The organism is Pseudarthrobacter defluvii (assembly GCF_030816725.1).
Taxonomy (GTDB): Bacteria; Actinomycetota; Actinomycetes; order Actinomycetales; family Micrococcaceae; genus Arthrobacter; species Arthrobacter defluvii_A.
On the sequence record NZ_JAUSYG010000001.1, the window covers coordinates 3,921,828 to 3,946,750 of the forward strand.

The 24,923-nt window shown below is 65.9% G+C and carries 17 protein-coding genes and 2 pseudogenes; 17 read left to right on the plus strand and 2 right to left on the minus strand.

Translation table 11 applies throughout. The annotated features are described in order from the left end of the window. The first annotated feature begins 204 nt into the window (after positions 1-204). The 15 genes and pseudogenes from QF031_RS18280 to QF031_RS18350 all read left to right on the plus strand — a co-directional run bounded on the left by QF031_RS18280 (position 205) and on the right by QF031_RS18350 (position 16,352). Positions 205-1,026, plus strand: coding sequence for an aldo/keto reductase (locus QF031_RS18280; protein WP_307431478.1), 822 nt, complete (start codon positions 205-207; stop codon positions 1,024-1,026). Between the two features lie 49 nt (positions 1,027-1,075). Next, a complete protein-coding gene (locus tag QF031_RS18285; protein ID WP_307431480.1) occupies positions 1,076-2,047 on the plus strand; it encodes an aldo/keto reductase in 972 nt (323 codons plus the stop codon). Then, a complete protein-coding gene (locus QF031_RS18290) occupies positions 2,041-3,066 on the plus strand; it encodes an NAD-dependent epimerase/dehydratase family protein (protein ID WP_307431482.1) in 1,026 nt (341 codons plus the stop codon). Before QF031_RS18285 ends, QF031_RS18290 begins: the two co-directional genes overlap by 7 nt. 94 nt (positions 3,067-3,160) lie before the next feature. Then, positions 3,161-3,886, plus strand: a complete 726-nt coding sequence (locus tag QF031_RS18295; protein ID WP_307431484.1) for a TetR/AcrR family transcriptional regulator — start codon at positions 3,161-3,163, stop codon at positions 3,884-3,886. Between the two features lie 125 nt (positions 3,887-4,011). Further along, complete coding sequence (locus QF031_RS18300) at positions 4,012-5,268, plus strand: acyl-CoA dehydrogenase family protein (protein WP_307431487.1); 1,257 nt, start codon at positions 4,012-4,014, stop codon at positions 5,266-5,268. Positions 5,269-5,312: 44 nt separating this feature from the next. Beyond that, positions 5,313-6,509, plus strand: a complete 1,197-nt coding sequence (locus QF031_RS18305; RefSeq protein WP_307431490.1) for an acetyl-CoA C-acetyltransferase — start codon at positions 5,313-5,315, stop codon at positions 6,507-6,509. 23 nt (positions 6,510-6,532) lie between these two features. Continuing rightward, on the plus strand, positions 6,533-8,089 hold the full coding sequence (locus tag QF031_RS18310) for a long-chain-fatty-acid--CoA ligase (protein ID WP_307433490.1): 1,557 nt from the start codon (positions 6,533-6,535) through the stop codon (positions 8,087-8,089). 247 nt (positions 8,090-8,336) lie between these two features. Next, a pseudogene (locus QF031_RS18315) lies at positions 8,337-9,224 on the plus strand (rhamnogalacturonan lyase family protein); the annotation flags it as partial. A 75-nt stretch (positions 9,225-9,299) separates the two neighbouring features. Next, on the plus strand, positions 9,300-9,746 hold the full coding sequence (locus QF031_RS18320; protein WP_285245506.1) for a hypothetical protein: 447 nt from the start codon (positions 9,300-9,302) through the stop codon (positions 9,744-9,746). Further along, positions 9,710-10,750: an IS3 family transposase gene (locus QF031_RS18325; RefSeq protein WP_307425315.1), complete on the plus strand. Its 1,041-nt coding sequence runs from the start codon at positions 9,710-9,712 to the stop codon at positions 10,748-10,750. The genes QF031_RS18320 and QF031_RS18325 overlap by 37 nt, the downstream gene beginning before the upstream one ends. An 8-nt stretch (positions 10,751-10,758) precedes the next feature. Continuing rightward, positions 10,759-12,421 (plus strand): annotated as a pseudogene (locus QF031_RS18330) (rhamnogalacturonan lyase family protein); the annotation flags it as partial. Between the two features lie 36 nt (positions 12,422-12,457). Beyond that, a complete protein-coding gene (locus QF031_RS18335) occupies positions 12,458-13,291 on the plus strand; it encodes an aldo/keto reductase (protein ID WP_307431492.1) in 834 nt (277 codons plus the stop codon). Positions 13,292-13,422: 131 nt separating this feature from the next. Further along, positions 13,423-13,689 (plus strand): GlsB/YeaQ/YmgE family stress response membrane protein, encoded by a 267-nt coding sequence (locus QF031_RS18340; protein WP_142131436.1) that lies wholly within the window; start codon positions 13,423-13,425, stop codon positions 13,687-13,689. 124 nt (positions 13,690-13,813) lie between these two features. Continuing rightward, on the plus strand, positions 13,814-14,245 hold the full coding sequence (locus QF031_RS18345; RefSeq protein ID WP_307431496.1) for a YtxH domain-containing protein: 432 nt from the start codon (positions 13,814-13,816) through the stop codon (positions 14,243-14,245). Between the two features lie 196 nt (positions 14,246-14,441). Continuing rightward, positions 14,442-16,352 (plus strand): HNH endonuclease signature motif containing protein, encoded by a 1,911-nt coding sequence (locus QF031_RS18350; RefSeq protein ID WP_307431499.1) that lies wholly within the window; start codon positions 14,442-14,444, stop codon positions 16,350-16,352. A gap of 362 nt (positions 16,353-16,714) precedes the next feature. On the opposite strand, the gene QF031_RS18355 is transcribed toward QF031_RS18350, so the two are convergent. Next, a complete protein-coding gene (locus QF031_RS18355; RefSeq protein ID WP_370874574.1) occupies positions 16,715-17,488 on the minus strand; it encodes a putative protein N(5)-glutamine methyltransferase in 774 nt (257 codons plus the stop codon). A 265-nt stretch (positions 17,489-17,753) separates the two neighbouring features. On the opposite strand from QF031_RS18355, the gene QF031_RS18360 reads away from it, so the two are divergent. Together QF031_RS18360 and QF031_RS18365 are read left to right on the plus strand one after the other, a co-directional pair. Further along, positions 17,754-18,815 (plus strand): lactonase family protein, encoded by a 1,062-nt coding sequence (locus QF031_RS18360; protein WP_307431506.1) that lies wholly within the window; start codon positions 17,754-17,756, stop codon positions 18,813-18,815. 241 nt (positions 18,816-19,056) lie between these two features. After that, positions 19,057-22,242 carry an alpha-amylase family glycosyl hydrolase gene (locus QF031_RS18365; RefSeq protein WP_307431510.1) on the plus strand — a complete coding sequence of 1,062 codons (3,186 nt, stop codon included), beginning with the start codon at positions 19,057-19,059 and terminating at the stop codon, positions 22,240-22,242. Positions 22,243-22,320: 78 nt separating this feature from the next. Here the strand turns inward: QF031_RS18365 and malQ are convergent, their stop codons facing one another. Next, a complete protein-coding gene (malQ, locus tag QF031_RS18370) occupies positions 22,321-24,537 on the minus strand; it encodes a 4-alpha-glucanotransferase (RefSeq protein ID WP_307431513.1) in 2,217 nt (738 codons plus the stop codon). Between the last annotated feature and the right edge of the window lie 386 nt (positions 24,538-24,923).

A 24,923-nucleotide genomic window follows, 5' to 3' on the forward strand; every position in this document is an offset into this window, starting at 1 on the left:
TGCGATGGGTGCCCTGCTCTACAACGAAGGTAGGACTGGCAGTCCTAGGAAAAACAGAAACAGCTTTGGCTGCTGACTGGATGGGTAAAAGTGCATAGGCTCAGGAGTGAGCCGGTGGAAACCGCTTTCTGAGTTGTCGAGCAGCCGGCACCGCTTTCCAGCACTTCATCTTCCCGCAACACCTCCCAGAGAAGGAGCACACCCATGTCAGAGCTGACACTCAACAATGGCGTCACCATCCCCCAGCTTGGCTTCGGCGTTTTCCAGGTCCCGCCGGAAGAAACCCAGCGGACCGTGGAGGACGCCCTGGAAGCGGGCTACCGCCACATCGACACCGCCGCCGCCTACCGCAACGAGGCAGGAGTGGGAGCCGCACTTGCCGCCACCGGCATCGCACGGGAGGACATCTTTGTCACCACCAAGCTCCGCAACGGTGAGCAAGGCCGGGCGCAGGAAGCATTCCAGAACAGCCGCAAGGCCCTTGGCCTTGACTACATCGACCTCTACCTCATCCACTGGCCCGTTCCCTCGCAGGGGCTCTTCGTGCAAGCGTGGAAGGAGATGGAGCGGCTGTACGAGAACAAGGAAATCCGCGCCATTGGCGTCTCCAACTTCCTCGCCGACCACCTGGACACCCTGCTGGAGTCCGCGGAAACCGTGCCCGCCGTCAACCAGATCGAACTGCACCCCAGCTACCAGCAGGCTGACCTGGCGGCCAAGTGCCGCGGCCTGGGCATTGCCGTCGAGGCCTACAGCCCGCTGGGCCAGGGCGGGGACCTGAACGGAAACGCCGTCACCGAAATCGCCGCTGCGCACAATGCCACCACCGCCCAGGTAGTGCTTGCCTGGCACCTCGCCAACGGAAACATCGTCATTCCCAAGTCAGCGAACCCGGGCCGTATCCGCGAGAACTTCGCGGCTTCGTCCCTGACGCTGTCCCAGGACGAGCTGGCCGCCATCACGGCGCTCGAGTCCGGCGCCCGCATCGGTTCCGATCCTGCCGTCGCCTCCTTTACCCAGATGTAGGGTCCGCAGGCTTCCCCAGCCTGCAGGCCAACCACCGAAAGGATTTTCCATGCAGTACACCCATCTGGGCCGCTCCGGCCTGAAAGTCTCCCGCCTCTGCCTGGGCACCATGAATTTTGGACCGCAGACGGAGGAGTCGGATGCCCACAGCATCATGGATTCCGCCCACGAGGCCGGCATCAACTTCTTCGATACGGCCAACGTGTACGGCGGCGCGGACCACCGGGGCTGGACCGAGGAAATCATTGGACGCTGGTTTGCCAAGGGCGGCGAGCGCCGGGAGCACACGGTCCTGGCCACCAAGCTCTACGGCACCATGACGGACCGGCCGAACGAGTCCAAGCTGTCGGCACTGAACATCCGCCGGGCACTGGATGCGAGCCTCAAGCGCCTCCAGACGGACTACATCGACGTGTACCAGTTCCACCACGTCGACCGCGACACCCCGTGGGACGAGATCTGGCAGGCCATCGAAGTGGCCGTGCAGCAGGGCAAGATCCTGTACTCGGGCAGCAGCAACTTTGCCGGCTGGCACATCGCGCAGGCCCAGGAGGCCGCGCGCCGGCGGAACTACACGGGCCTGGTCAGCGAGCAGTCCATCTACAACCTGTTCATGCGCCAGGTGGAGCTGGAAGTCATTCCGGCCGCGCAGCAGTACGGCCTGGGACTCATCCCCTGGTCGCCGCTGCAGGGCGGGCTGCTGGGCGGCGTGCTGAAGAAGGAACGCGAAGGCGTGCGGCGCACCGAAGGACGTGCCGCCGAAACGCTGAAGAAGCACCAGGACCAGATCCGCCAGTACGAGGACTTCGCGGACGAGCTTGGGCACGAACCCGGCGACGTCGCCCTGGCCTGGCTCCTGCACCAGCCCGCGGTAACCGCGCCGATCGTCGGGCCCAGGACACAGGAACAACTGGACGCCGCCATCCGGGCCCTGGACGTGTCACTCGACGAGGACGCGCTCAAGCGGCTGGACGACATCTTCCCGGGGCACCGCACTGCACCGGAAGACTACGCGTGGTGACCCCGTTGGAGGCTGCGGATACGGTGGCGCCGAGGAGCATCCTTTTCATCGGCGGCACCGGTGTCATCAGCGCGGCGGCGGCAGAACGCGCCGTCGCGCTGGGCCACCGCCTGACCATCCTTAACCGGGGCCAGTCCACCCGGCCCGTCCCGGAGGGCACGGAAGTGCTGCATGCCGACGTCCGTGATGCGGCGGCCGTCCGGGAGGTGCTGGGCGGGAGGGAGTTCGACGCCGTCGCAGACTTTATCTCCTACACTCCGGACCAGGCGCAAACCAGCATGGAGTTGTTCCGGGAGCGGACCGGGCAGTACGTCTTCATCAGCTCCGCTTCCGCCTACCAGAAGCCGCCCACCAGGCTTCCCATCCGCGAGTCCACGCCGTTGAAGAACCCCTTCTGGCAGTACTCCAGGGACAAGATCGCCTGCGAGGAGTTGCTGTTCCGGGCGTACCGGGAGGACGATTTTCCCCTCACGGTGATCCGGCCGTCGCACACCTACGACCGCACCAAAATCGCGATGGTGGGCGGCTGGACGGACATCCACAGGATGCGCAATGGCCTGCCGGTCATGGTCCACGGCGACGGCACCTCGCTGTGGACGCTGACGCACAGCAGGGACTTCGCCAAGGCGTTCGTCGGACTGCTGGGAAGGCCGCAGGCGGTGGGCGAGAGCTACACCATCACCTCGGACGAATACCTGCCCTGGAACCAGATCTACCGGCTCTTCGCCCGGTCTGCGGGCGTCAAGGAACCCGAGCTGGTTCATGTGGCGTCCGAAACCATCGCCACCCATGACCAGGAACTGGGTTCCAACCTCCTGGGCGACCGGTCCCACTCGGTGGTCTTTGACAACACCAAGATCAAATCCCTGGTCCCGGACTACACGGCCACCATTCCGTTCGCGGACGGCGCCAGGGAGATTATCGAGTGGTACGACGGCCACCCGGAACTGCAGCAGGTGAACGACGCCTACATGCAGCTATCCGACAAGCTCACCGCCTGGGCCCGCCAGGGAGCCTGAGCCCCGGCCAGCCCTGGCCACCGCCGCCAATTGGCCTGCCGCCCTCCGGCGGCAGGCCAATTTCGTGGTGGACGGCTGTGCTACATTTCGGCCCATGACTTCGCCGCCTTCCAACCAGCCCGCCGACGGGCATCCTGCGGACGGACCCGTTGCGGCAGCCATCGGCCTCCTGGCGAAGCAGGGCTACGATGCGACGTCGGTCGAGGAACTCGCTGAAGCATCAGGCATGAGCCGGAGCACGTTTTTCCGAAGATTCGGGTCAAAGGAGGACGTTGTCTTCGCGGACCACGAGCGGATCCTGCGCCAAGTGAATGACCGGCTCGCCGGATCCAGGCTCGAGCCGCTAGCTGCGGTTGCGGACGCCGCGATGCTGGTCTTCGACCACCACCTGCAAAACCCAGCAACGTCCCGGGCCCGGCACGCGCTGCTGCAGGCAGTCCCGGCCCTCCGTGACCGGGAGCTGGTCACCTCCCACCGGTACGAACGGGCGTTCCTGCAGTTCCTGAATGAAAGGCTGCCCGGGAACGGCCGGCACGAGTACAAGGCTGTCGCCTTCGCCGCAGCCGTCGTGGCCGTGCACAACGCCTTCCTCCGTCAGTGGCTGCGTACCCCGCCCCCGTCGGGGCAGGCCGAGGCAGCAGACCGGAAGAGGGCTAAGGCCCTGGCCGCTGAACTCCAGGCCCTGTCGGAAACGTTCCGGCCTGCACTCATCGGCGCCACCGCCGCCGCCCAACCCTCGCCGACCGTCGTCGTGACTGTCCTTCCCGGTGCCGCCGACAAGGAAGCCATCGCCCGGGCAGTCAGGGACGCCCTCCCCTAGGCACATCCCTCTTGGAACGCAGTTTCTTGACGTGGAACTCAGTTTCAGTGCATTCTTGACTCCTGTGGCGCGAGCCACACTGTTCCGGCAGCCCTGCCGCCGCTGATTCAAGAGGATGCAGAATAATGACGACGACGTCCCCCGCCCGCCTGCCCCAGCGCACCGAGAGCTCCCCCGGCTTTCCTGCCGGCACTGTGGAGCCGGACTACTTCCTCACCGAGGCCCTGGGAACGGACCCTGCATCCGTCCTGGCGGGCATCGGCGACGAGGACCGTGCGTACTGGGACCGGGCCCGCAGCTTCGTGCAGGATGAGGTCCTCCCGGTCATTGACGGCTACTGGGAACGCGGCGAGTACCCGCTGCACCTGCTCCGGCGCCTGGGCGAACTGGACCTGCTGCGGGATGGCGTTCCGGTAGAGGGCTACGCGCCCATGAGCAGCATGGCCGCCGGCCTGGTGAACATGGAGATCAGCAGGGGCGATGGTTCCGTCGCCACCATGATCGCCGTCCAGGGCGGCCTGGCCCTGCGGTCCGTGGCGGAGTGTGGATCCGAGGCACAGAAGGAGCGCTGGCTGCCTGCAATCGCCAGCGGCACGGAATACGCGGCTTTCGCCCTCACCGAGCCAACCCACGGCTCGGACTCGGTGGCCCTGGAAACCACGGCCACCCCCACGGACGGCGGCTTCCTGCTCAACGGCGAAAAGAAGTGGATCGGCAACGGCTCCGTCGGCGGCCTCAGCATCGTGTGGGCCCGGGGCGGGGACGGCCAGGTCCACGGCTACCTGGTTCCGCAGGATTCCCCCGGCTACACCGCCACCAAAATCGAAGGCAAGCTGGCCCTCCGCGCCATCTGGCAGGCCCACATCCGGCTGGAGGACGTCTTCGTCCCGGCGGAGAACGTCCTGCCGGGCGCCCGCACCTTCAAGGACACAGCCCGTGTCCTGCTGGCGACCCGACTGGGCGTTGCCTGGTCCGCCGTCGGGCACGCCACCGCCTGCTACGAAACGGCGGTCCAGTACGCCAAGCAGCGCAAGCAGTTCGGCCGGCCCCTGGCCGCCTCCCAGATCGTGCAGGAGCGGCTGGCGCGAATGCTCAGCGAACTGGCCACCATGCAGCTGATGGTGGTGCAGATGACGCGATTGGATGAAGCCGGAATGCTCACGCCGGAGCAGGCTTCGCTGGTGAAGTACACCTGCACCCGCACCGCACGCGGCATCGCCTCCAATGCGAGGGACCTGCTGGGCGGCAACGGCATCCTGCTGGAAAACCGCGTTGCCCGGCACCTGGCCGACATCGAGGCCATCCACACCTACGAAGGCACCGAGACCATGCAGGCCCTCATCATCGGCCGCGGCATCACCGGTATCTCCGCCTTCGCCTAGCCTCCGCCGCCAAACTCCCCCACCACCTCCCGGAAGGACCGTTCGTGAACCAGAACGCCAACATCCCCGTCATCCTGGGCGGCGCCCGCACCCCATTCGGCAGGTTCCGCGGCGGCCTGTCGCCCTTCTCCTCCAGTGAACTCGGCGCCCACGCCATCCGTGCCGCCCTGGAACGCACCGGCGTTGCACCCGAGCAGATCGGCGCCGTCATCGTGGGGCAGGTCATCCAGGCCGGGGCCGGCCAGGGACCGGCGCGGCAGGCCAGCCTGGCCGCCGGCATCGGCTGGGACGTCCCCACCATCACCATCAACAAGCTGTGCCTGTCCGGACTCACCGCCGTCATCGACGCTGCCCGGATGATCCGCACCGGGGAAGCCGATTTCATCGTCGCCGCGGGGCAGGAATCGATGACCAACGCCCCGCATTTGGTGCCCGGACTCCGCGCCGGCGTCGTCATTGGCGACGCCCCCATGCTGGACTCCCTGAACCATGACGGGCTGCAGGATCCGGTAAGCGGCAAGCTGATGGGTGAGGCCACCGACGCCGGCAACACCGAACGCGGCATCACCCGTGAAGAGCAGGACGCCGTGGCAGCCCGTTCCCACCAGCGCGCCGACGCAGCCCGGACTTCCGGCGTGCTGGCCGAGGAGATCGCGCCGATCCAGGTGCCGCAGCGCAAAGGGCCTGCGGTAACCCTTGAGCACGACGAAGGCATCCGGCCGGAAACCACGGCGGAATCCCTGGCACAGCTCCGCCCGGCGTTTTCCAAGGCGGATACGGCCACCATCACTGCGGGTTCGTCGTCGCCCCTGTCCGATGGCGCCGCCGCGTTGGTCATCGCCAACAAGGCGGCAGCGGAAGCCGCAGGCCTGGAGTGGATTGCCGAAATCGGCGCCCACGGCCAGACCGCCGGCCCCGACGGATCGCTGCATTCCCAGCCGGCCCGGGCCATCGAGCGTGCGCTCAAGGTCCAGGGGCTCACCATCCAGGAGCTGGACCTGGTGGAAATCAATGAAGCATTCGCGTCCGTCCTCATCCAGTCCGCAAACGACCTCGGCATTGAGACCGACGCCGTGAACGCCGAAGGCGGTGCCATCGCGCTGGGCCACCCCGTCGGCGCCTCGGGCGCACGCCTGGTGCTGCACCAGGCGCTGGCCCTGAAACGCCGCGGCGGAGGCACCGGCGTCGTGGCCCTCTGCGGGGGCGGCGGCCAGGGTGACGCCCTGATCCTCACAGCATGACCATCCCAACGAAGAAGCAGGCCATGACCAACACCAACCCCGCTGACGGCTTTGCCACTATCTCGGTGGCAGCCATCCTGGCTGAATCAGCCAAAAGGACTCCTGACAGCATCGCCCTCGTTGTCGGGGAGGACCGGGTCAGCTACGGCGACCTCTGGCGCCAGACCCGCGCCTACGCCGGGGCGCTCCGGGCCCGCGGGATCGGTCCGGGAGACGCCGTCGCCGTCCTGATCCCCAACGTTCCGGACTTCGCCCGGGCGTACTACGCCATCCTGTCGCTCGGTGCCATTGTTGTTCCGGTGCATGCCCTGCTCAAGGCCCGCGAAATCGAGTACGTCCTACAGGACAGCGGTGCCAGGCTGCTGATCTGCGCTGCTCCACTGCTCGGGGAGGGCGCCGCAGGTGCCACGGCCAGCGAAGTCGACGTGCTCACGGTGATGGCTCCCGACGACGGCGCGTTCCCCCGGCTCGAAGCGGAAGCTGCAGGCGCGGAACCCATCCGGACGTACGAACCGTGCCGCCCCTCGGACACGGCCACCATCCTTTACACCTCGGGCACCACCGGGAAACCGAAAGGCGCACTGGGCACCCACTTCGCCCTGGTGGAGCAGACCAGCGTCCTGCTGACCAGCGTGATGGACTTCCGGCCCGGAGACGTGCTGTTCGGCGGACTTCCGCTCTTCCACACCTTTGGCCAGACTGTGGTCCTTAACACGGGGCTGCGCGCCGGCGCCACCATTGTCCTGATGCCGCGCTTCACCGGCCCGGATGCCCTGAAGCTGCTTGCGGAGCACAACGTCAACATCTTCCTTGGGGTGCCCACCATGTACGTGGCGCTTCTCGAGGCCGCCAAGACCGTCCCGGACCGGCCGGCAGCCCTGCGCTACGGCATCTCCGGCGGCGCGGCCCTTCCCCTGGCCGTGCTGGACAAGTTCCGCGACGTGTTCGGTGTGGAGATCCACGAAGGCTACGGACTGACGGAGACCTCGCCCGTTGCTGCCTTCAACCACGTGGGGACTGCGCCGCGGCCGGGCACCATCGGCGTTCCGATCTGGGGCGCGGATATTGAAATCGCCCGGCCCGAGGTGATGGAGAGCATCGAACTGCTGCCCAACGGGGAGCTCGGCGAGCTTGTCATCCGCGGCCACCTGCTGATGAAGGGTTACCTGAACCGGCCGGAGGCAACGGCGGAGGCCGTGGTGGACGGCTGGTTCCGCAGCGGCGATCTCGGGACAAAGGACGACGACGGCTACCTCACCATCGTGGACCGCAAGAAAGACATGATCATCCGCAACGGCTACAACGTCTACCCGCGGGAAGTGGAGGAAATCCTGCTGACCCACCCCGCCGTCGTCAGTGCCGCCGTGTACGGGATTCCGGATGAGGTCCACGGGCAGGAAATTGAGGCCGCCATCGTGCTGGACGCCGGAGCCAGCGTGACCGAAGCGGAGCTGGTGGAGTTCGCCAGCGCGCAGCTCGCGGCCTACAAGTACCCCAGGGTGGTCCGGATCCTGTCCGAGCTGCCGCTGGGGCCCAGCGGAAAGATCCTGAAGCGGAAATTGGCGGAGGACCGGGCCTAGGCGGGTTAGTGCTATCCCCGCGGGGCATAGGACCGCACCCCTGGCGGACTGCCTAAGGGACATTGGGCGGATTCCGAAGTTGGGTAACCGATCGGAGGGCCTGCTGCACCTGCAGCAGGCCCTCCGAGTTCTACAACGTTCCAAATACCCTTTCGACGGCAGGAAAACAAGGCTTCCCCTACCCCCTCCCCCACGGCTAGATTGCTGGGGAAGCGTTTTCCGGTCTCAAATTTGAAAGGATTCACCGATGAATCCCCGCACCCTTCCCGTACGCCTGCTCTCTGTAGGCGCAGCAGGCCTGGCACTCACGCTTGGCTGCCTCGCCGCCCCGGCCTCCGCCGTCGGCCCCTCCCCCAAACCCGGGAACCTGGGCATCCAGCTGGACCATCTGGACCGCGGCCTGGTGGCCGCCGGCACCTCCGAGGGCGTGTTCCTCAGCTGGCGCCTGCTGGGCCATGAGGCTACCGGTTCCAGCGCCACCGGGCTCACCGGTACGGACTTCAACGTGTACCGGGACGGCCAAAAACTGGCCACCGTTACGGACAGCACCAACTTCCTGGACCGTTCGGGGACCGCAGCGTCGGCGTACCAGGTGCGGGCCGTCGTCGACGGCGTTGAAGTGGACCACAGCGCCTCCTCCACCCCATGGGGCAGCAACTTCAGGGACATCCCGCTTAAGAAACCGGCCGACGGCGTCACCCCTGCGGGCCAGGCCTACACCTACACCGCCAATGACACCTCCGTGGGGGACGTGGACGGCGACGGGCAGTACGAGTTCATCGTCAAATGGGATCCGAACAACTCCAAGGACGTCTCGCAGGTTGGCTACACGGGCAACACCTACGTTGACACCTATAAGACGGACGGCACCCTCCTCAGCCGCATCGATCTGGGCGTCAACATCCGTTCCGGAGCCCATTACACGCAGCTTCTGATGAACGACTTCGACGGCGACGGCCGGGCTGAGATGATGATGAAGACGGCCCCGGGCACCAAGAGCACCAGCTTCAACGCGGACGGCAGCGTGGCGGTCAGCTCCTTCATCTCACTCCTCCAGTCCGACATCAACGCCGGCTACTCCAATGCCGATGATTACCGCATGAGCTCCGCGGACTACTACCAGCACATGGTCAAAACCCCTGTGTGTCAGGCTGTTGTGTGACAGTTTCGCTGTCGTTGCGGCCGGCGCTCAGGACGGGGAAGGTCCATCATGGATTTCGTTATGCCTGTCCGTGTCACGAATCGGAAGCACTTCACGACCGACCAGAAGCACGCGATTCTGGATGAGTACGACAAATGCTTGGAGTGGGGCTCTAAGGCCGCATTCATCCGGGCGGCCGGCGTCACCGAAGGCACCATCAACACCTGGTGCCGGCAGAGGGAAGCCGGTCAGCTGAGGTCCAGATCCGACACGGTAAAGGAGGACCAGCGATTGAACGCAGGCGATAAGCAGTTGCTCAAACGGGTCTTGAAAGAAAACGAAATCCTCAAGGCCAAACTGGCACGGTCCGAGGCTGCCGTGGACATTCTGGGAAAAGCTTCGGCGCTCTTGGACGCGATGGCCAAGAGCGCGGCGGCGACGGATCCGAAACTCGAAGAACCGGAGCCGCAGCGGCCCGAGTGGCTGACGCCAAAATCTGGAAAGACATCGCCCTGACCTTTGCCGGGAAACTGATCACGGCCGGCTGGTCAGCGGTGAAGGCCTGCGCCCTGGTGGGCATTCACCGCACGGCCTGGTACCGGCACTTGAGCCCGCCCAGGCCGCCCGGGATCCTGGTGCCCCATGTCGACCGGGCCTACCCGAACCGGATCAGCGACGCCGAAGCCGAGGCGTTCATGGAGCTGTTGAACTCCCGGGAATACGCCAACCTTTCCGTTACCCAGGCCTACTACCGGATGCTCGATGCCGGGCACTGCTTCTTCTCCATCGCCGCCGCCCATCGCATCGTGGCCCGGCACGGACAGAACGGCGACCGCCGCGAACAACGCACGGCAACCGGTCCCAAACGAGCCAAACCGGTCGTGCACGCCACCGCCCCGAACCAGCTGTGGAGCTGGGACATCACGATGCTCCACGGCCCGGGGAAACACACCTACCGGCTCTACACGATGTTGGACGTATTCTCCCGCAAGGTCGTTGGGCACCGGGTCGAACACACCGAAACCGCGTCCCTGGCCGCGGCACTGATCAACGACGCGGTCACCGTGAACCGGCAGCGCCCCGAGGTGCTTCATGCCGATAACGGGGCACCCATGAGGGCTGGCAGTACCCTTCAGCTGGCCCAGTCCCTGGGCATCACCCTGTCCTACTCCCGGCCAAGAGTCTCGGACGACAATCCCTACTCCGAATCACTGTTCAAGACCGTGAAATACGACCTGGACTTTCCGCGCCGCTTCCGCGACATCCAGCACGCCCGGGACTACATGGCGGCTTTCTTCGCCAACTACAACGCCAACCACCGCCACAGCGGTTTGAACTACTACACCCCGGACCTCGTCCACAAAGGGCGCGGGAACCAAGCACGCCTACAACGGCAAGCCACCCTCGACGCGATCTATGCACGCCATCCGCAGAGATACCGCAACAAACCTGCCGCACCAGCCGTGCCCTCTCAGGCCGGCATCAACCACAAAACCACCCCGCTGTCACAGACAGCTTGATATGTACCGAAACCTTCCAGGGCTGGACGGAGTACCCCGAGGTCAAGGCGGGCCATTGGCCTGCCACGCTGGAGGAAGCCTTCGGCATTGCACCGCAGTACAAGTACCCGCTGTCCCAGGCAGACGCCGAAAAGCTCACCGACTACTTCATGGACGTCTACGCCCCCTCACGCAGCGCCCGCAACAACCTGCGCGCGTTTGAAGGCTTCATCGTGTCCGGGCCCGAGTACCTGACGGTGTTTGAGGGCGCCACGGGCAAGGAATTGAAGACCGTGGCCTACACCTCCGGCCGGACGGACGATGGCCTGATGTGGGGCGACTATGCCATGGCACGCATTGAACCGGGCAACCGGGTGGACCGGTTCCTGGCCGGCGTCGCCTACCTGGACGGCAGGAAGCCGGCGGCCGTCTTTGCCCGTGGGTACTACACCCGCACCACCCTGGCCACCTACACCTGGGACGGGACAAACCTCTCGCCGGTCTGGAACGTGGACTCCGGCTGGACGCCCATGACCAACCCGTTCAACGACTCCCCGCATGGCCGCGACGGCACGGACCCCACGTACGGCAAGCTCACCACGCAGGGCTTCCACTCGCTGAGTGCCTCAGACGTGGACGGCGACGGGAAGCAGGAGATCGTCTACGGATCGGCAACGCTCGACGACGACGGCTCGGTTTTGTACACGTCCGTCGACACCCTGCCCACGGGCAGTGCGGCTCCCGGCGAAGAAGCGCGGCTGGGCCACGGCGATGCCATGCATGTCACCGACATCGACCCCAACCGGCCGGGCAAGGAAATCTTCACCGTCCATGAAGGAGCGGCATACGCACCCTACGGCTACGCCATGCGGGACGCAGCCACCGGAGAGGTGTTGTTCGGCGCCTACTCCGGCAAGGACACTGGCCGCGGCATGATCGGGGATGTGGATCCGTCCGTCCCCGGGATTGAGAACTGGGCCATCGGCATGCAGTCGGCGGACGGCCGGAAGCTGTCCAGCAGCGCGCCGGGTACCAACATGAGCATCAAATGGGCCGCGGACATGACCACGCAGCTCATCAACGGCTCCGGCCATCGATGACTGGAAACGCGGGCGGCTGCTGACGGCTGACGGCACCCGGACCAACAACGGTACCAAGGGCACTCCCAGTCTCGTGGCAGACATCATGGGCGACTGGCGGGAGGAGATGGTGGTCCGCACGGCAGACAGCTCCGCCCTTCGGATCTACCTGAGCACCGAGGTGACCAACCACAAGCTCTACACCCTGATGCACGATCCGCAGTACCGGGCCGAGGTTGCGCGCCAGAACACCGCCTACAACCAGCCGGCCTACACGGACTTCTACTTTGCCTCCGACATGGAATTCGGGAATGTCCCGCTGCGCGCTGCGTGGCTGCCGGGCAGCATCAAGGCCTTGCAGGACATTCTCGCGGACCTGGTGGACTCGGGGGACGTTTCGGGTCCGGTGGCGGGCCAGCTCGGCGCCAGCCTCCAGCAGGCGGCAAAAGCGGTCCACGACGGCGACCCGGCCAAGGCCGGCCAAGCGGTGCAGCGGTTCGTGGACTTCCTTGCTCAGCAGAAGAAGCCGGATACGGTATCAAGTACGGCCCGGGTGTCGTTGGAATACAACGCCGGCAAAATCCTCCGGGCCTTCTCGAATGCCGGGCGCTGATGGGCCGTATCGGCCGATAGAGGGGAGACTGATGGCATGACACTTGCACCGCTCATCGAACTCAATGACGGGAACAGGATTCCACAACTGGGGCTTGGCACCTGGCCGCTGGACGACGAACAGGTGGCCAACGCCGTCGTTCAGGCCCTGGAAGCCGGGTACCGGCACGTTGACACCGCTGTGAAGTACGGCAATGAACGCGGGGTCGGCAATGGCATCCGTGCCAGTGGCGTGGACCGCAGCGAGTTGTTCATCACCACAAAGCTGGACGGCGAATTCCAGGGCCACGACCGTGCCGTGGCGGGCCTGGAGGGGTCGCTGAAACGCTTGGGGCTGGACTACGTGGATCTGTTGCTGATCCACTGGCCGCTTCCGGGCAGGGACCAGTATGTCTCTACGTGGCAGACGTTTGAACGGCTGCAGGCCGAGGGGAAAGTACGGTCGATCGGCGTGTCCAACTTCAAGCCCGCGCATCTTGAGCGGCTGATGGCCGAGACCGATGTGGTGCCGGCGGTGAACCAGGTCCAGCTCAGTCCCGCCATTACCCGGAGTGCGGAGCGGGAATTCCATACCCGGCACGGCATCGTTACCGAGTCCTACAGTCCGCTTGGGGGTTCCGGAGCTGGCCTGCTCGGCGCTCCCGTCCTTTCCCAACTGGCGGAAAAGCACGGGAAAACACAGGGCCAACTGGTCCTCCGGTGGCATATACAAAACGGATTGGTAACGATTCCCAAGACCGCTTCCCCGGAGCGGATGGCCGAGAACCTGGACGTCTTCGATTTCGCCCTGGACCCGCAGGATCTAGCGGAACTTTCGGTCCTCGACGAGGGTCCCGGCGCAGGCAATAACTCGGACCTAACGGGGCACTAAACTCGCCTGAACAGCACTTTTTTCAAAAAATGGGGTTGGCAAAAAGATAGTAAGCATGATTACTATTGAGCCAGAAGGACGAAGTGCCTCCCGAACATGGGGGCCTCCTTTACTTAGGAAGAGAGCGACAAATGGGATTTATTGCATTTCTGATTCTCGGACTTATCGCCGGCGCGATTGCCAAGGCAATCCTCCCGGGACGGCAGGGTGGCGGCTGGATCATCACCATGGTGCTGGGCGTCGTAGGCGCTCTGCTCGGTGGCTGGATCGGCGGCGCCCTGTTCGGCGGCGGCCTGCAGGAGTTCTTCTCACTGCAGACCTGGCTGCTGGCGATTGTTGGCTCGCTGATCGTTCTTGCGATCTACGGCATGGTCACTAAGCGCGGTGCGCGCGGCTAATAACCGTGCACGCCAGGAAGCCGGCCTGGGGATACCATCCCCAGGCCGGCTTTCACTTTCTCCGGCGGGGGCACTCCGCTCCCCCGCCGACACTGACAACCTTCTCGCAGAGCAGGAGTTCATCGTGAAAAACAAGCTTCTTTTGGGTGTGGGCGTTGCCGTGGGCTATGTCCTCGGCTCGCGGTCAGGCCGTGCTGCTTACGACAAGCTAAAGGCCCGCGCGGCCGGCGTCTGGGACAGCAAGCCGGTCCAGGACAAAGTTTCCGTAGCTACGGAGGCCATCAAGGAAAAGGCGCCCTCAGTGGCGGACCAGCTTGGCGAAGCCGCTCGCAGGGCAGGGACAGTGCTTGGTTCTGCAATTCACCGTGAGGGTGGCTCCGGTGGCGGAGAGTCTTCCGCGTCCAGCACCGGTACGTCTGCCGGAACTTCTGCCGGTGCCGGCGCCGGCACCCCTGCAACGGCCAGTGGACTGGGCGAGGACCATATCCCCGCACACAGCACCCACCCGGAGACCACCAACCTTGGTACTTCTGATGGGAACGGCGCCAAGGCCTGATTCCTGGTCCATTACGCGGCCCGTGCCGCGTGACACGGGAGTCTTTCGGCTTTGTGCTACAACTGAATCGCCTTGCCGGCCGTCGCGATCCTTGGGGGACGCGGCGGCCGGCAGTGTTTTAAGCCGCTGTTTCGGGTTTTCCACATAGGGGTTTTCGGGGCTCTTTAATGTCAGTGGTGGCTGGCAGAGTTGGGTTATGGAGGCCATCGGGGAGCAGTTTGGGGAGGCGTACGACGCCGGCAGCTGGCTGCCGCGCCCGGCCCACCTTCACCCCGTCCCCAGTGAGGTCCCGTCACAACCACCAGTCTCCGGACCCGGTCAGCAAGACATACTGGACGGGCTGGCCTCACAGCTGGCAGCCGCTGCCCTGGCCGCCCCGGGAATTCTTGCAACGGCCACCTATGAAGAGGCCGCCAATTTTGCCGCCCGGGCCGAGGGGCTGGCCCGAAGCGTGGAATACCTGCAACTCGCGGGCGCGGGAGCCGTGGACCGGACCCGCACCCAGGCCATCAGCGACGCCGCCGCGGCAAAGACCCGGGCAGGCCGTGCAAGCCTGGCAGCGGCGCGAAACCCCGGCTGGGTCACCGGGTGGGATGCCAACGGTGTCGAAACCCTGAACACCACCGGGGCAGGAGTCAGCGAGACCGACGCCAACTGGCCCGGCCCACCCTCCCGGCACGGTCGCAGCATCGTGGTGTCCCCGGCCGATGACGGATGCCGGAACACCGCAGAGTTCCTCCGCCTGCGCCTGCAAATCCCCATCCGCGAAGCCCGCCGCCGCCTCACCCTCGCCCACCAGGTCCTGCCCGCCACCAGCCTCACCGGCGAACCACTCCCACCACCCCGGCCACACCTGGCGACCGCCCTCACCCCCACCAACGAACCCGGCACCGAGCTGGGCACCGCCGAGCCAGAAGCCGGCGAGGCGGTGAGCACCGAGCCAGGGCCCACCGCCGTGGCCGTTCAGGGGCCTGCGGTGTCCTCGCACGCCGCGACCATCATCACCGCCACCCTGGACCGGCTCCAACACCACACCACCACCGACACCCTCGAGACCATCGAACGCCACCTCACCAAGGCCGCCGCCACCACCGACCCCGACTTCCTCACCCGCCTGGCCCAACGCTGGACCGACACCATCGACGCCGACGGCACCGAACCCACCGAAGAAGCCCTCCGCCACACCCAAGGCGCCTTCATCCGCAAACCCCGCCACGGCCTGCACCGCGTCGAAATCTTCGCCACCACCGACCAATACGAACACCTCCTCACCGTCATGAACACCGCCACCAACCCCCGCACCACCACCACCAACACAAACACCGGCACGGGCATGGGAGAGAGCGCAGGGACAGCCGCCGACACAACAGAGGACCACGCGGCGGACACGCCAACAGACCACAGCGCGACCGGGCACACCGCCCTGCCGGACCTGGACCGGCGCACCCGCGCCCAAAAACAACTCGACGGCATCATCACCGCCGCCAAAACCGCCCTCGCCACCAACACCCTGCCCACCACCGGCGGCAACCGACCCCAAATCATCGCCACCATCAACTACCACGACCTCTTCCCAACCAACACCCCCACACCCACAGGACAAGACCACACCGCGGAAACCAGGACAGTGACACCCACGGGCACCGGGACCGGGCCACGGGCCGGGACAGGGACCTTCGCCTTCACCGGGCCCGTCGCCGCCACCACCATCCGCAAAATCGCCTGCGACGCCGACATCATCCCCGCCCTGCTCGGCACAAACGGCGAAATCCTCGACCTCGGCCGCAAAACCAGACTCTTCACCCCAGCCCAACGCACCGCCCTCACCGCCCGCGACCAAGGCTGCGCCTTCCCCAACTGCACCATCCCCGCCCCCTGGTGCGAAGCCCACCACATCACCTACTGGTCACACGGCGGACCAACCACCACCAACAACGGCGTCCTGCTCTGCAGCCACCACCACCACCTCATCCACAAAGAACAATGGAAAATCACCACCACCCACAACACACCCACCTTCATACCCCCACCCCACATCGACCCAACCCAAACACCCCAACAAAACCACTACTTCAACCAACCCCCACCACCCCACCCGAGGGAGTGATGAGGGCTGGTTGGCAGCAAACCTTGCTTTGGGTAATTGCTTCGGCCTTCCGCTGAGGTGCATTGGTGGTCAAGCAGGGTTAGCTGACGCGGCAGTTTCAGGAATGGCAGCAGGCGTGGCTCCGGGCGCGGCAGCAGGCGCGGTTTCAGGAAAACAGCACGCGTCCCTTCACGCCTGACAGCAGGCACGGCAGCAGGAAGACAGCACGCGTCGCTCCGGGCGCGGCAGGCAGCGCGGTTCAGGAAAGAGAGCACGCGTCGCTTCACGCGCGGCAACAGGCACCGTTTCAGGCGCGGCTACCGACAAACCCCGGGGATGGCATCTGTGGCCGGCGCCGACGCGTGCAACACTCCCGCCACGTACTACCGGCCCACGGTCCCCGCCACGAGTCGCGCGACGACCACAGTCCCATCCAGTTCCTCCGAGCGGACCGTCCGGACGGCGAATCCGGCTGCGGCCAGAATCCCGGAGGTGCTGTCCGCCTGCCGCTGGCTGGTCTCGATAATCACATAACCGTCGGGAGCCAGCCACTGGATGCCCTCAACGGATATCCGCCGGTGAAAGTCCAGGCCATCGGAACCGCCATCCAGCGAAACGGCAGGTTCATACACCCGCGCCTCCGCTGGCATAGTGCGGATAGCTTCAGTGGGCACGTACGGAGCGTTGACGGCGAGCACCTGGATCCGTCCGCGCAGCACGGTCGGGAGAGCTTCGAACAAGTCGCCCGCATGCACGTGGCCGCCCAATGGTTCGAGGTTCCGCCGCGCACAACGGACGGCTGAAGGTTCGATATCGGCGGCATGCAGTTCCACCTGCGGGGCATGGCGAAGGATGGCGGCTCCCACGGCACCGGATCCGCAGCAGAGGTCCACCACAACCGAGGGCGCCGGCAGCGGATCGTTCCGCAACAGGACCAGGGCCTCATTGACCAACAGCTCCGTGCGGCGCCGTGGCACGAAAACGCCCGGCTCAACCACAACGCGGCCCCCTGCAAACTCCGCCCAGCCCAGGATGTGTTCCAGAGGGACCCCCTCCATGCGGCACTGAATATTCCGGGAAAGGTCCGGGGTGTTGGCGGCGTCAGCAAGTAAGAGCGCGGCTTCCTCTTCGGCGAAAACACAGCCTACAGACCGCAACAGGGAGACGATCTGGTCGTAGCCCGGCGTCGGGGACCGGCCATGAACAGCCCATGTTCCAGGGGCAGGCAGAGCAGCGCCTTCCGGGTAGCCGACGGGTACCTCCACGCCGGCTAAGCCCAGCACTCCGAACGGCGGCGTGAGCGAACAGTCGCAACTGATACAGCCATAACGGCTCCCACCTCGCTCTGCCATTGACGGATATCCCATGCTAATCGGCGGCCTGCTATACGGGAATAGGGCCAACTGTTGGCAGGATGGGACCATGACCACGGGCGAAGCCAATAACAACGCAGCCAGCAGCATCATTTGGATTGGTTCGTACACTCCCGACGGAGGGGGCCGGGCGGAAGGCATCGGCGCGGTCCGCCCGCATCAGGACGGAAGCCTCGACTGGCTGGGCACGGCAATCGAGGCACAGTCGCCGTCGTTCGTGGCCGTCCACCCAACGCTGCCGGTGGTGTATGCGGCGGCCGAGCAGCGCAAGAAGGTCCAGGCATACCGGCGCTTGGGAGAGTTTCGCCTGGAGGTGCAAGGAGATGCCCAACCGGCAGGCGAAGCCACCTGCCACGTTGCCGTCGACCCGGGCGGCCGCTTTGTCACCGCAACCTGCTGGGGTGACGGGCAGGTCCTCCTTTACGAGCTGGATGCCGACGGCGGCATGGCCGGGCGGTTCCCCGCCGCACCGTCGGTTGACCCGCACGCCAGCCTTTCACCTGGCAGCCCGCGGCAAAGCCGTGCCCACGCCAGCCTGACGCTGGCTGACGGCCGCGTCATGACCACGGATCTGGGCCACGACAGCCTCCGCATCTGGAACTACGAGCCCGGCACCGGCCTGGTGGCGGACCACGAGGTGGTCCTCCCATATGGCAGTGGTCCCCGGCACATGGTGGAGCACCCCAGCGGCAACGTCTTCATCGTGTCCGAGTACTCCGTGGAGGTCTTCGTGGTCCGCCCCGATGCCGGCACGTACGAGCTGATCTTCCGGGGACCCGCAACCGCAGGCGGCAGCCAGGAGGGCGACTCCGGCGCAGAAATCTGCCTGGGCCCCCAAGGGAACTTTGCCTACGCTGGCGTCAGGGGCTCCAACATCATCAGCGTCCTGGAAGTGGCGGGCGGCGGCACCGAGCTGATTCCCGTGAAGGACTTTGACAGCGGTGGGAACTGGCCTCGGCACCATATGGTCCGGGGAGACTGGCTGTACGTGGCCCACGAACGGTCCGACAACATCGCCACCTTTGATCTGGACCCTGTCACCGGCCTGCCGGGTCCGGTGCTGCATAACCTGACCACCCCGTCACCCACCGCCCTGGTGCCCGCCACCTGAGCCACCGGAGCCTGCCACCCTAGCCACCGGGGCCTGCCACCTTAGCCACCGGACCCTTCCGCCCAGGCACGAACAAGCTCTAACGCGGACACTTCCCTAAACACTGGAGTAATCCAGTGCAAGCGCTTACAGTTGTGACTTGGTTCACAGGTCAGCTAGCTGTTCTTCGAACCCTCCTGCCGCATCCCCATGTCAACGGCAAGCCTGTACAGCAGCGCTGCTTCCCAGGAAGGTCTCACCCTTGTTATTCCGCACCCCTCCCGGCGCGCCCCCACGCGCCCACCTGCCAGCCATGCCGCCGGCAGGAACGCACCCCGCATCCGGCTGGCCGGCCCCCGGCCGCGCCGTCGCCTTCCGGCCGGCCCCCGGCCGCGCCGTCGCCTTCCGATCGGCGGCCGCCCTCCTGGCAGCCGCAGTCGCCCTCTCCGTTTCAGTCCTCCCGGCCCATGGCGCGCCCGGTTCGGAAGGCCCCGGGCCCAACACCCCCGGCTCCACGGGCAATAAGTCCGTAACCTCACCTCATGCGCTCCGCGGCCCGGTGACTGACGAGAACTTCTACTTCGTCATGGCCGACCGGTTCAGCAACGGCAGCACCGCCAACGACCAGGGCGGGCTTGGCCCAGATCCGATGGTTTCCGGCTTCGATCCCACCAAGAAGGGCTTCTACAACGGCGGGGACCTGGCCGGCCTGCGCAGCAAGATTGACTACATCCAGGGCCTGGGCACCACGTCCATCTGGCTGACCCCCAGCTTCAAGAACAAAGCAGTCCAGCCTGAGGACAAGTCTGCCGGCTACCACGGCTATTGGGTCACCGACTTCACCCAGATCGATCCACACCTTGGCACCAACGCCGAACTCAAGGGCCTGATTGACGAAGCCCACGCCCGCGGCATGAAGGTGTACTTCGACATCATCACCAACCACACGGCGGACGTCATCGGCTACCAGGAAGGCGACCGCAAGGGCTACGTGTCCAAGGACGCCGTCCCCTACAAGACGGCCTCCGGCGAGGCGTTCGACGACCGTGACTACGCCGGTACCGGAACCTTCCCCAAGCTGGACATGAACACCTCGTTCCCCTACAAACCCCTCCTGGCACCGGGCGAAGAAAACCTGAAGGTCCCGGCCTGGCTGAACGACCCCACGCTGTACCACAACCGCGGCGACACCACCTTTACCGGCGAGGACTCCATGTACGGGGACTTCTTCGGCCTTGATGACCTGTTCACCGAGAACCCCAAAGTAGTGCACGGCATGGAGGACATCTACAAGTCCTGGATCGGCGACTTCGGGGTGGACGGCTTCCGCATCGACACCATGAAGCACGTCAACAACGAGTTCTGGCAGGAGTTCGGCCCCAACGTCCTCAGCTATGCCAAGGAGCACGGCAAGGACGAGTTCTTCATGTTCGGCGAGGTCTTCGACACCACCAAGAGCTTCACCTCGCAGTTCACCACCCGCAACAAAATGCAGGCAGTCCTGGACTTCCCCTTCCAGGACGCCGCCCGCAACTTCGCCTCCAAGAGCCAGGACGCCAAGGCGCTGCAGACCTTCTTCGCCGGTGACGACTGGTACACCGACGCAGACTCCAACGTCTACGAGCTGCCCACCTTCCTGGGCAACCACGACATGGGCCGCATCGGCAGCTTCATCGCACAGGACAATCCCGCCGCAAGCGACGCCGAGAAGGTGGCCCGGGACGAACTGGCCCACGAGCTGATGTACTTCTCCCGCGGCAACCCCGTGGTCTACTACGGCGACGAACAGGGCTTCACCGGCCCCGGCGGTGACCAGGACGCACGCCAGACCCTCTTCGCCAGCGAGGTGCCGGAATACCTTGACGACGACCTGCTGGGCACCAACGCCACCCACGCCACGGACAACTTCAATCCGGACCACCCGCTATACGCCAAAATCCGCGAGCTGTCCGCCCTCACCAAGGAGCACCCGGCACTGCGGAACGGCGCCCACCAGCACCGCTACGCGTCGGATGGTCCGGGCATCTACGCCTTCTCCCGCACCGACGCCCAGGACCAGCGCGAATACGTAGTGGCCCTGAATAACAGCGCGCAGCCCCAGACGGCGGAAATTCCCACCTACATCGCCAAGCGCAGCTACACCCGCATCTACGGCGAAGGCACCGATGAGGTGAAGACGTCGGGAGACGCCAAGCTAACGGTGACCGTGCCGCCGCTCTCCGCCGTCGTCTATGAATCCTCAGGCCGCATCCCGCACTCCAAGGCGGCTCCCGCCGTCGTCCTCCAGCAGCCCGCAGCGCCACCTGCGGACAACGGGCGCATCAACGTGACGGCTGACGTCGACGGTGCTTCGTTCTACGAGGTCACCTTCGAAGCAAGGACCGCAGGTGGGCAATGGCAGCCGATCGGCACCGACGACACCGCGCCGTACCAGGTGTTCCACGACGTGGCGGCGCTGGACGCCGGAACGCCGCTGGAGTACCGCGCCACCGTACTGGACAACGGCGGGCACACCGCCACCAGCCAGAGCCGTCAAGCCAGCGTCCCGGCGCCCGTCCTGACCCTGCAGAAGCCGGCCGAAGGCAGCAGCGTAGAAGGAAAGGTGGAACTTAGCGCCACCGCTGATCCGGAGAAGGCCAGCTACGTGGTGTCCTTTGAACGCAGCGTGAACGGCGGAGACTGGACGGCGGTGGGCAGGGACTCGTCGTCGCCGGTGTACTCGGCAACGGATGATGTCTCCACGCTGGCTGACGGCACCAAGGTCCAGTACCGGGCCGTCATGGCCGGCACGGACTTCAGCGTCACCAGCGGCACCAGGACCGTCACGGTAGGCCAGGCGCCGCAGCCCGATTCGGTCACGGTGGCCGGATCACTGAACCAGGCCATGGGCTGCACCGCGCAGTGGGACCCGGCCTGTCCGCAGGCAAAGATGGTGCTGGACCCGGCGGACCGGGTCTGGCGGCTGACCGTGGACCTGCCTGCGGGGAAATATGAGTACAAGGCCGCGCTCAACGGCGGCTGGGACGAGAACTACGGCGCGGACGGCCAGTTCAACGGGCAGAACATCGTGCTGGACCACCCCGGCGGCCGGGTCACCTTCCGCTACGACAACAGCACGCACCTGCTCAGCGCCGGGTACGCGTCCCAGCAACCGTCCGCCGTGGCTGCCGCCGGCAGCATGGACAGCGAACTGGGCTGCGCCTCGGACTGGGAGCCAGCGTGTGACCAGGCGCAGCTGGTGCTGGACCCGGCGGACCTCGTCTGGAAGCTGACCGTTCCGGACCTGCCGGCGGGAAGCTACGAGTTCAAGGCCGCGCTGAATAAGTCATGGGATGTGAGCTACGGGGCCGGCGGGGCATCCCCGGGCGCCAACATTGTCTTCGAGCACGACGGCGGACCGGCCACCTTCCGGTACGACCACTTCACGCACGTGATCATGGCCGGCTAGGCCTGAACAACCGGCCCAAAGCATGTGGCCCCCGCCGCTCCCCGGAGCGGCGGGGGCCACATTGGCGTTTGCGTGCGCTTACTGGCGGTGCAGGGCTCCCTCCACCGCCGCGAGCAGGGAATTGAACCGCTTGTTGGCGGGAAGGTCGTCAAGGTAGACGGGCCTGCCGTCGGGGCCGCCGAGTGGAACCTGCCAGTTGGGATACAGCTCCTCCGTGGTGCCGGGCTGGTTCTGGACCCGCCGCTCGCCCACCGCGTCCACCAGTGCCACGCCGAGCAGTACCGACGGCGCCTGGGCCAGCAGGAGGTGCAGCGCCTCGATGGTGTGTTCCTCAGTTGCCTGCCCGGGCGCGGCACCGCCCTCGGACAGATAACCGCGCTCCCGCAACAGGGCAAACATCTTCTCAAGGGATGCGTTGTGCTCGGCGCGTTCTTCCTGCTCGGACCGCTCCAGCAGCCCCAGCCTGCTCCGCAGCCCCACGTGGTCCCCGGCAAGGTAACCGGCGGTGGGCGGGAGGTCGTGGGTGTTCACGCTGGCGAGCGCCTGCGTACGGTACTTTTCCGGCGCAAGGGGCGAATCACCGTCGTACTCAAACCAGAGGATGGACGTGCCCAGGATGCCGCGCGCCGCGAGGTAATCCCGCACCCACGGCTCGAAGGTGCCCAGGTCCTCACCGATGACCACGGCGCCGGCCCGGTGCGCCTCGAGGGCAAGGATGCCGATCAGGGCCTCGTGGTCGTAGCGCACGTAGGCCCCGTCCCCCGGAGCGTTCCCCATAGGGATCCACCACAGCCGGAACAGGCCCAGGATGTGGTCCACCCGGATGCCGCCCGCGTGCCGGAGCACGTTGGCCAGCATGTTGCGGAACGGCTGATAGCCGGCTTCTGCGAGCCGGGCGGGATGCCATGGCGGCTGGCCCCAGTCCTGGCCCTGCTGGTTGTACATGTCCGGCGGGGCGCCCACGCTGATGTTGGGGGCCAGCACGCCGCGAAGTGTCCAGGCGTCGGCACTGCTGTGGTCCACGCCGACGGCGAGGTCGTGCACCACGCCGAGCCGCATTCCGGACCGCAGGGCTGTGCGCTGGGCGTTTTCCAGCTGCTCGTCGCAGATCCATTGCAGCCAGCGGTGGAACCCGATCCGGTCCGCCAGCTTCTCCCGGAGCGCCTCCGCCTCCGGTGTCCCAATGGCGTACGCCGGGTCCTTCCAAAGCGGATCGCCCGGTGCAAGGTCCTCGCGGATGGCTGACCAGAGGGCGAAGTCCTCCAGACCCTTCCCGGACAGGCGGCAGAATTCATCGAAGGCGGCCTGACGGGCGGGGGAACGGCGCGTGTGGTAGAGCATCTCCAGCGCCTGCAGCTTCGCCGCGAATACAGCGTCCCGGTCCAGCCGCGCGCCTTCCTTGTTCAGGCGGGCGGCCTCCTCGTGGAGCTTTTCCAGCGCCGCACGTTTCCGCGGCCGCAGGTATGCCAGCTCCGGAATGGCTTCAATGCGGATGTACAGCGGGTTGAAGAACCGGCGGGTGGAGGGCGAGTAGGGCGAGGGCTGGACCGGCGGAACCGGCTCCGCGGCATGGAGCGGGTTGACCAGGACGTAGTCGGCGCCCCGGTCACCGCTGATGGCCGCCAGGTCTGCCAAATCGGCAAAGTCACCGATGCCCCACGACCGCTTGGAGCGGACCGAATACAGCTGGGTGGCGAGCCCCCAGCCCCGGCGCTCCTCCAGGGACCGTGCCGTGGCCAGCCGCGGCGGGGTCACCACCAAAGTTGCGGTTGCCGTGGCACCTTCGGACTCCGCGTGCAGTGTGTGCCAGCCCAGCGGCAGGTCCTCGGGAAGGAGGAATGTGGCACGTCCCCTGGAGACGCCGTCGACCTCCCGCGGCTGCACCCACAAATCCTGCTGGGCTGCATCCCGTGACCCGGCACCCCCTTCGAGGGTGATGGCCAGCCGCGCGGTCGCGCCGTCCCGGACATGGACGGGCACCTGGGCGGGTTCACCCTGCTTGATGACGACGGCGGGCGGCAGCATCCGCCGCCAAGGAGCCAGTTCCGCCTCCGCCAGGGCGGCTTCGATGTGCTGGTTGGTGTGGGCGTCAATGCCGAGGGCTGCGAGCACCTTGATCAGTGTTGATTCGGCGACGGAGTGCGGAAGGCCGTCCCAACCCTGGAAGGACGTACCGACGCCATGGGCATCAGCCAGCTGCTGCAGAAGGTGCGGATCAACGGGATCAGGGGCAGCAGCGGGAGGGTCTGCGGGCAAAGCCGGCCGTTGTGCTTGCTGCTGGTCTGAATCCGTCATGGGTGTCCGCCTCGTCTGTGATGGTCCCGGAACATACAGTGCTGGTGTTGCTGTACCCGGGCGCTGACACCCCCAAGCACAACCGTTGGTTCAGATTATTGCAGGGCGGCGCGCAGGCGAAACCGGACGGCAGACAGGCGGGTCGGGAGGACTCAACAGGCTTACGGATCGAAGTGGGTTGTCACTGTGCCGTCGCTGATGCGGCCGAGGATCTCCCCGGCCAGGTCCCGCAGCTTCTGGTTCCGGTTGGTGGGCCACGCTTGGCGCAAACACCAGCTGGACGAACTCGTCACCACTTGCAGAGGTGGCCATGCCCCAATATGGGCGCTGTTCGCCGTTCTTTGGGCGCCACAAAACGTCATTCGCGCGGCCCCGGTTACTCCATG

Coding starts and splice junctions, on each gene's coding strand:
- QF031_RS18350 (WP_307431499.1), top strand. CDS start 14,442: ATGGAGGCCATCGGGGAGCAGTTTGGGGAGGCGTACGACGCCGGCAGC.
- QF031_RS18340 (WP_142131436.1), top strand. CDS start 13,423: ATGGGATTTATTGCATTTCTGATTCTCGGACTTATCGCCGGCGCGATT.
- QF031_RS18280 (WP_307431478.1), top strand. CDS start 205: ATGTCAGAGCTGACACTCAACAATGGCGTCACCATCCCCCAGCTTGGC.
- QF031_RS18295 (WP_307431484.1), top strand. CDS start 3,161: ATGACTTCGCCGCCTTCCAACCAGCCCGCCGACGGGCATCCTGCGGAC.
- QF031_RS18320 (WP_285245506.1), top strand. CDS start 9,300: ATGGATTTCGTTATGCCTGTCCGTGTCACGAATCGGAAGCACTTCACG.
- QF031_RS18310 (WP_307433490.1), top strand. CDS start 6,533: ATGACCAACACCAACCCCGCTGACGGCTTTGCCACTATCTCGGTGGCA.
- QF031_RS18300 (WP_307431487.1), top strand. CDS start 4,012: ATGACGACGACGTCCCCCGCCCGCCTGCCCCAGCGCACCGAGAGCTCC.
- QF031_RS18335 (WP_307431492.1), top strand. CDS start 12,458: ATGACACTTGCACCGCTCATCGAACTCAATGACGGGAACAGGATTCCA.
- QF031_RS18285 (WP_307431480.1), top strand. CDS start 1,076: ATGCAGTACACCCATCTGGGCCGCTCCGGCCTGAAAGTCTCCCGCCTC.
- malQ (WP_307431513.1), bottom strand. CDS start 24,537: ATGACGGATTCAGACCAGCAGCAAGCACAACGGCCGGCTTTGCCCGCA.
- QF031_RS18360 (WP_307431506.1), top strand. CDS start 17,754: ATGACCACGGGCGAAGCCAATAACAACGCAGCCAGCAGCATCATTTGG.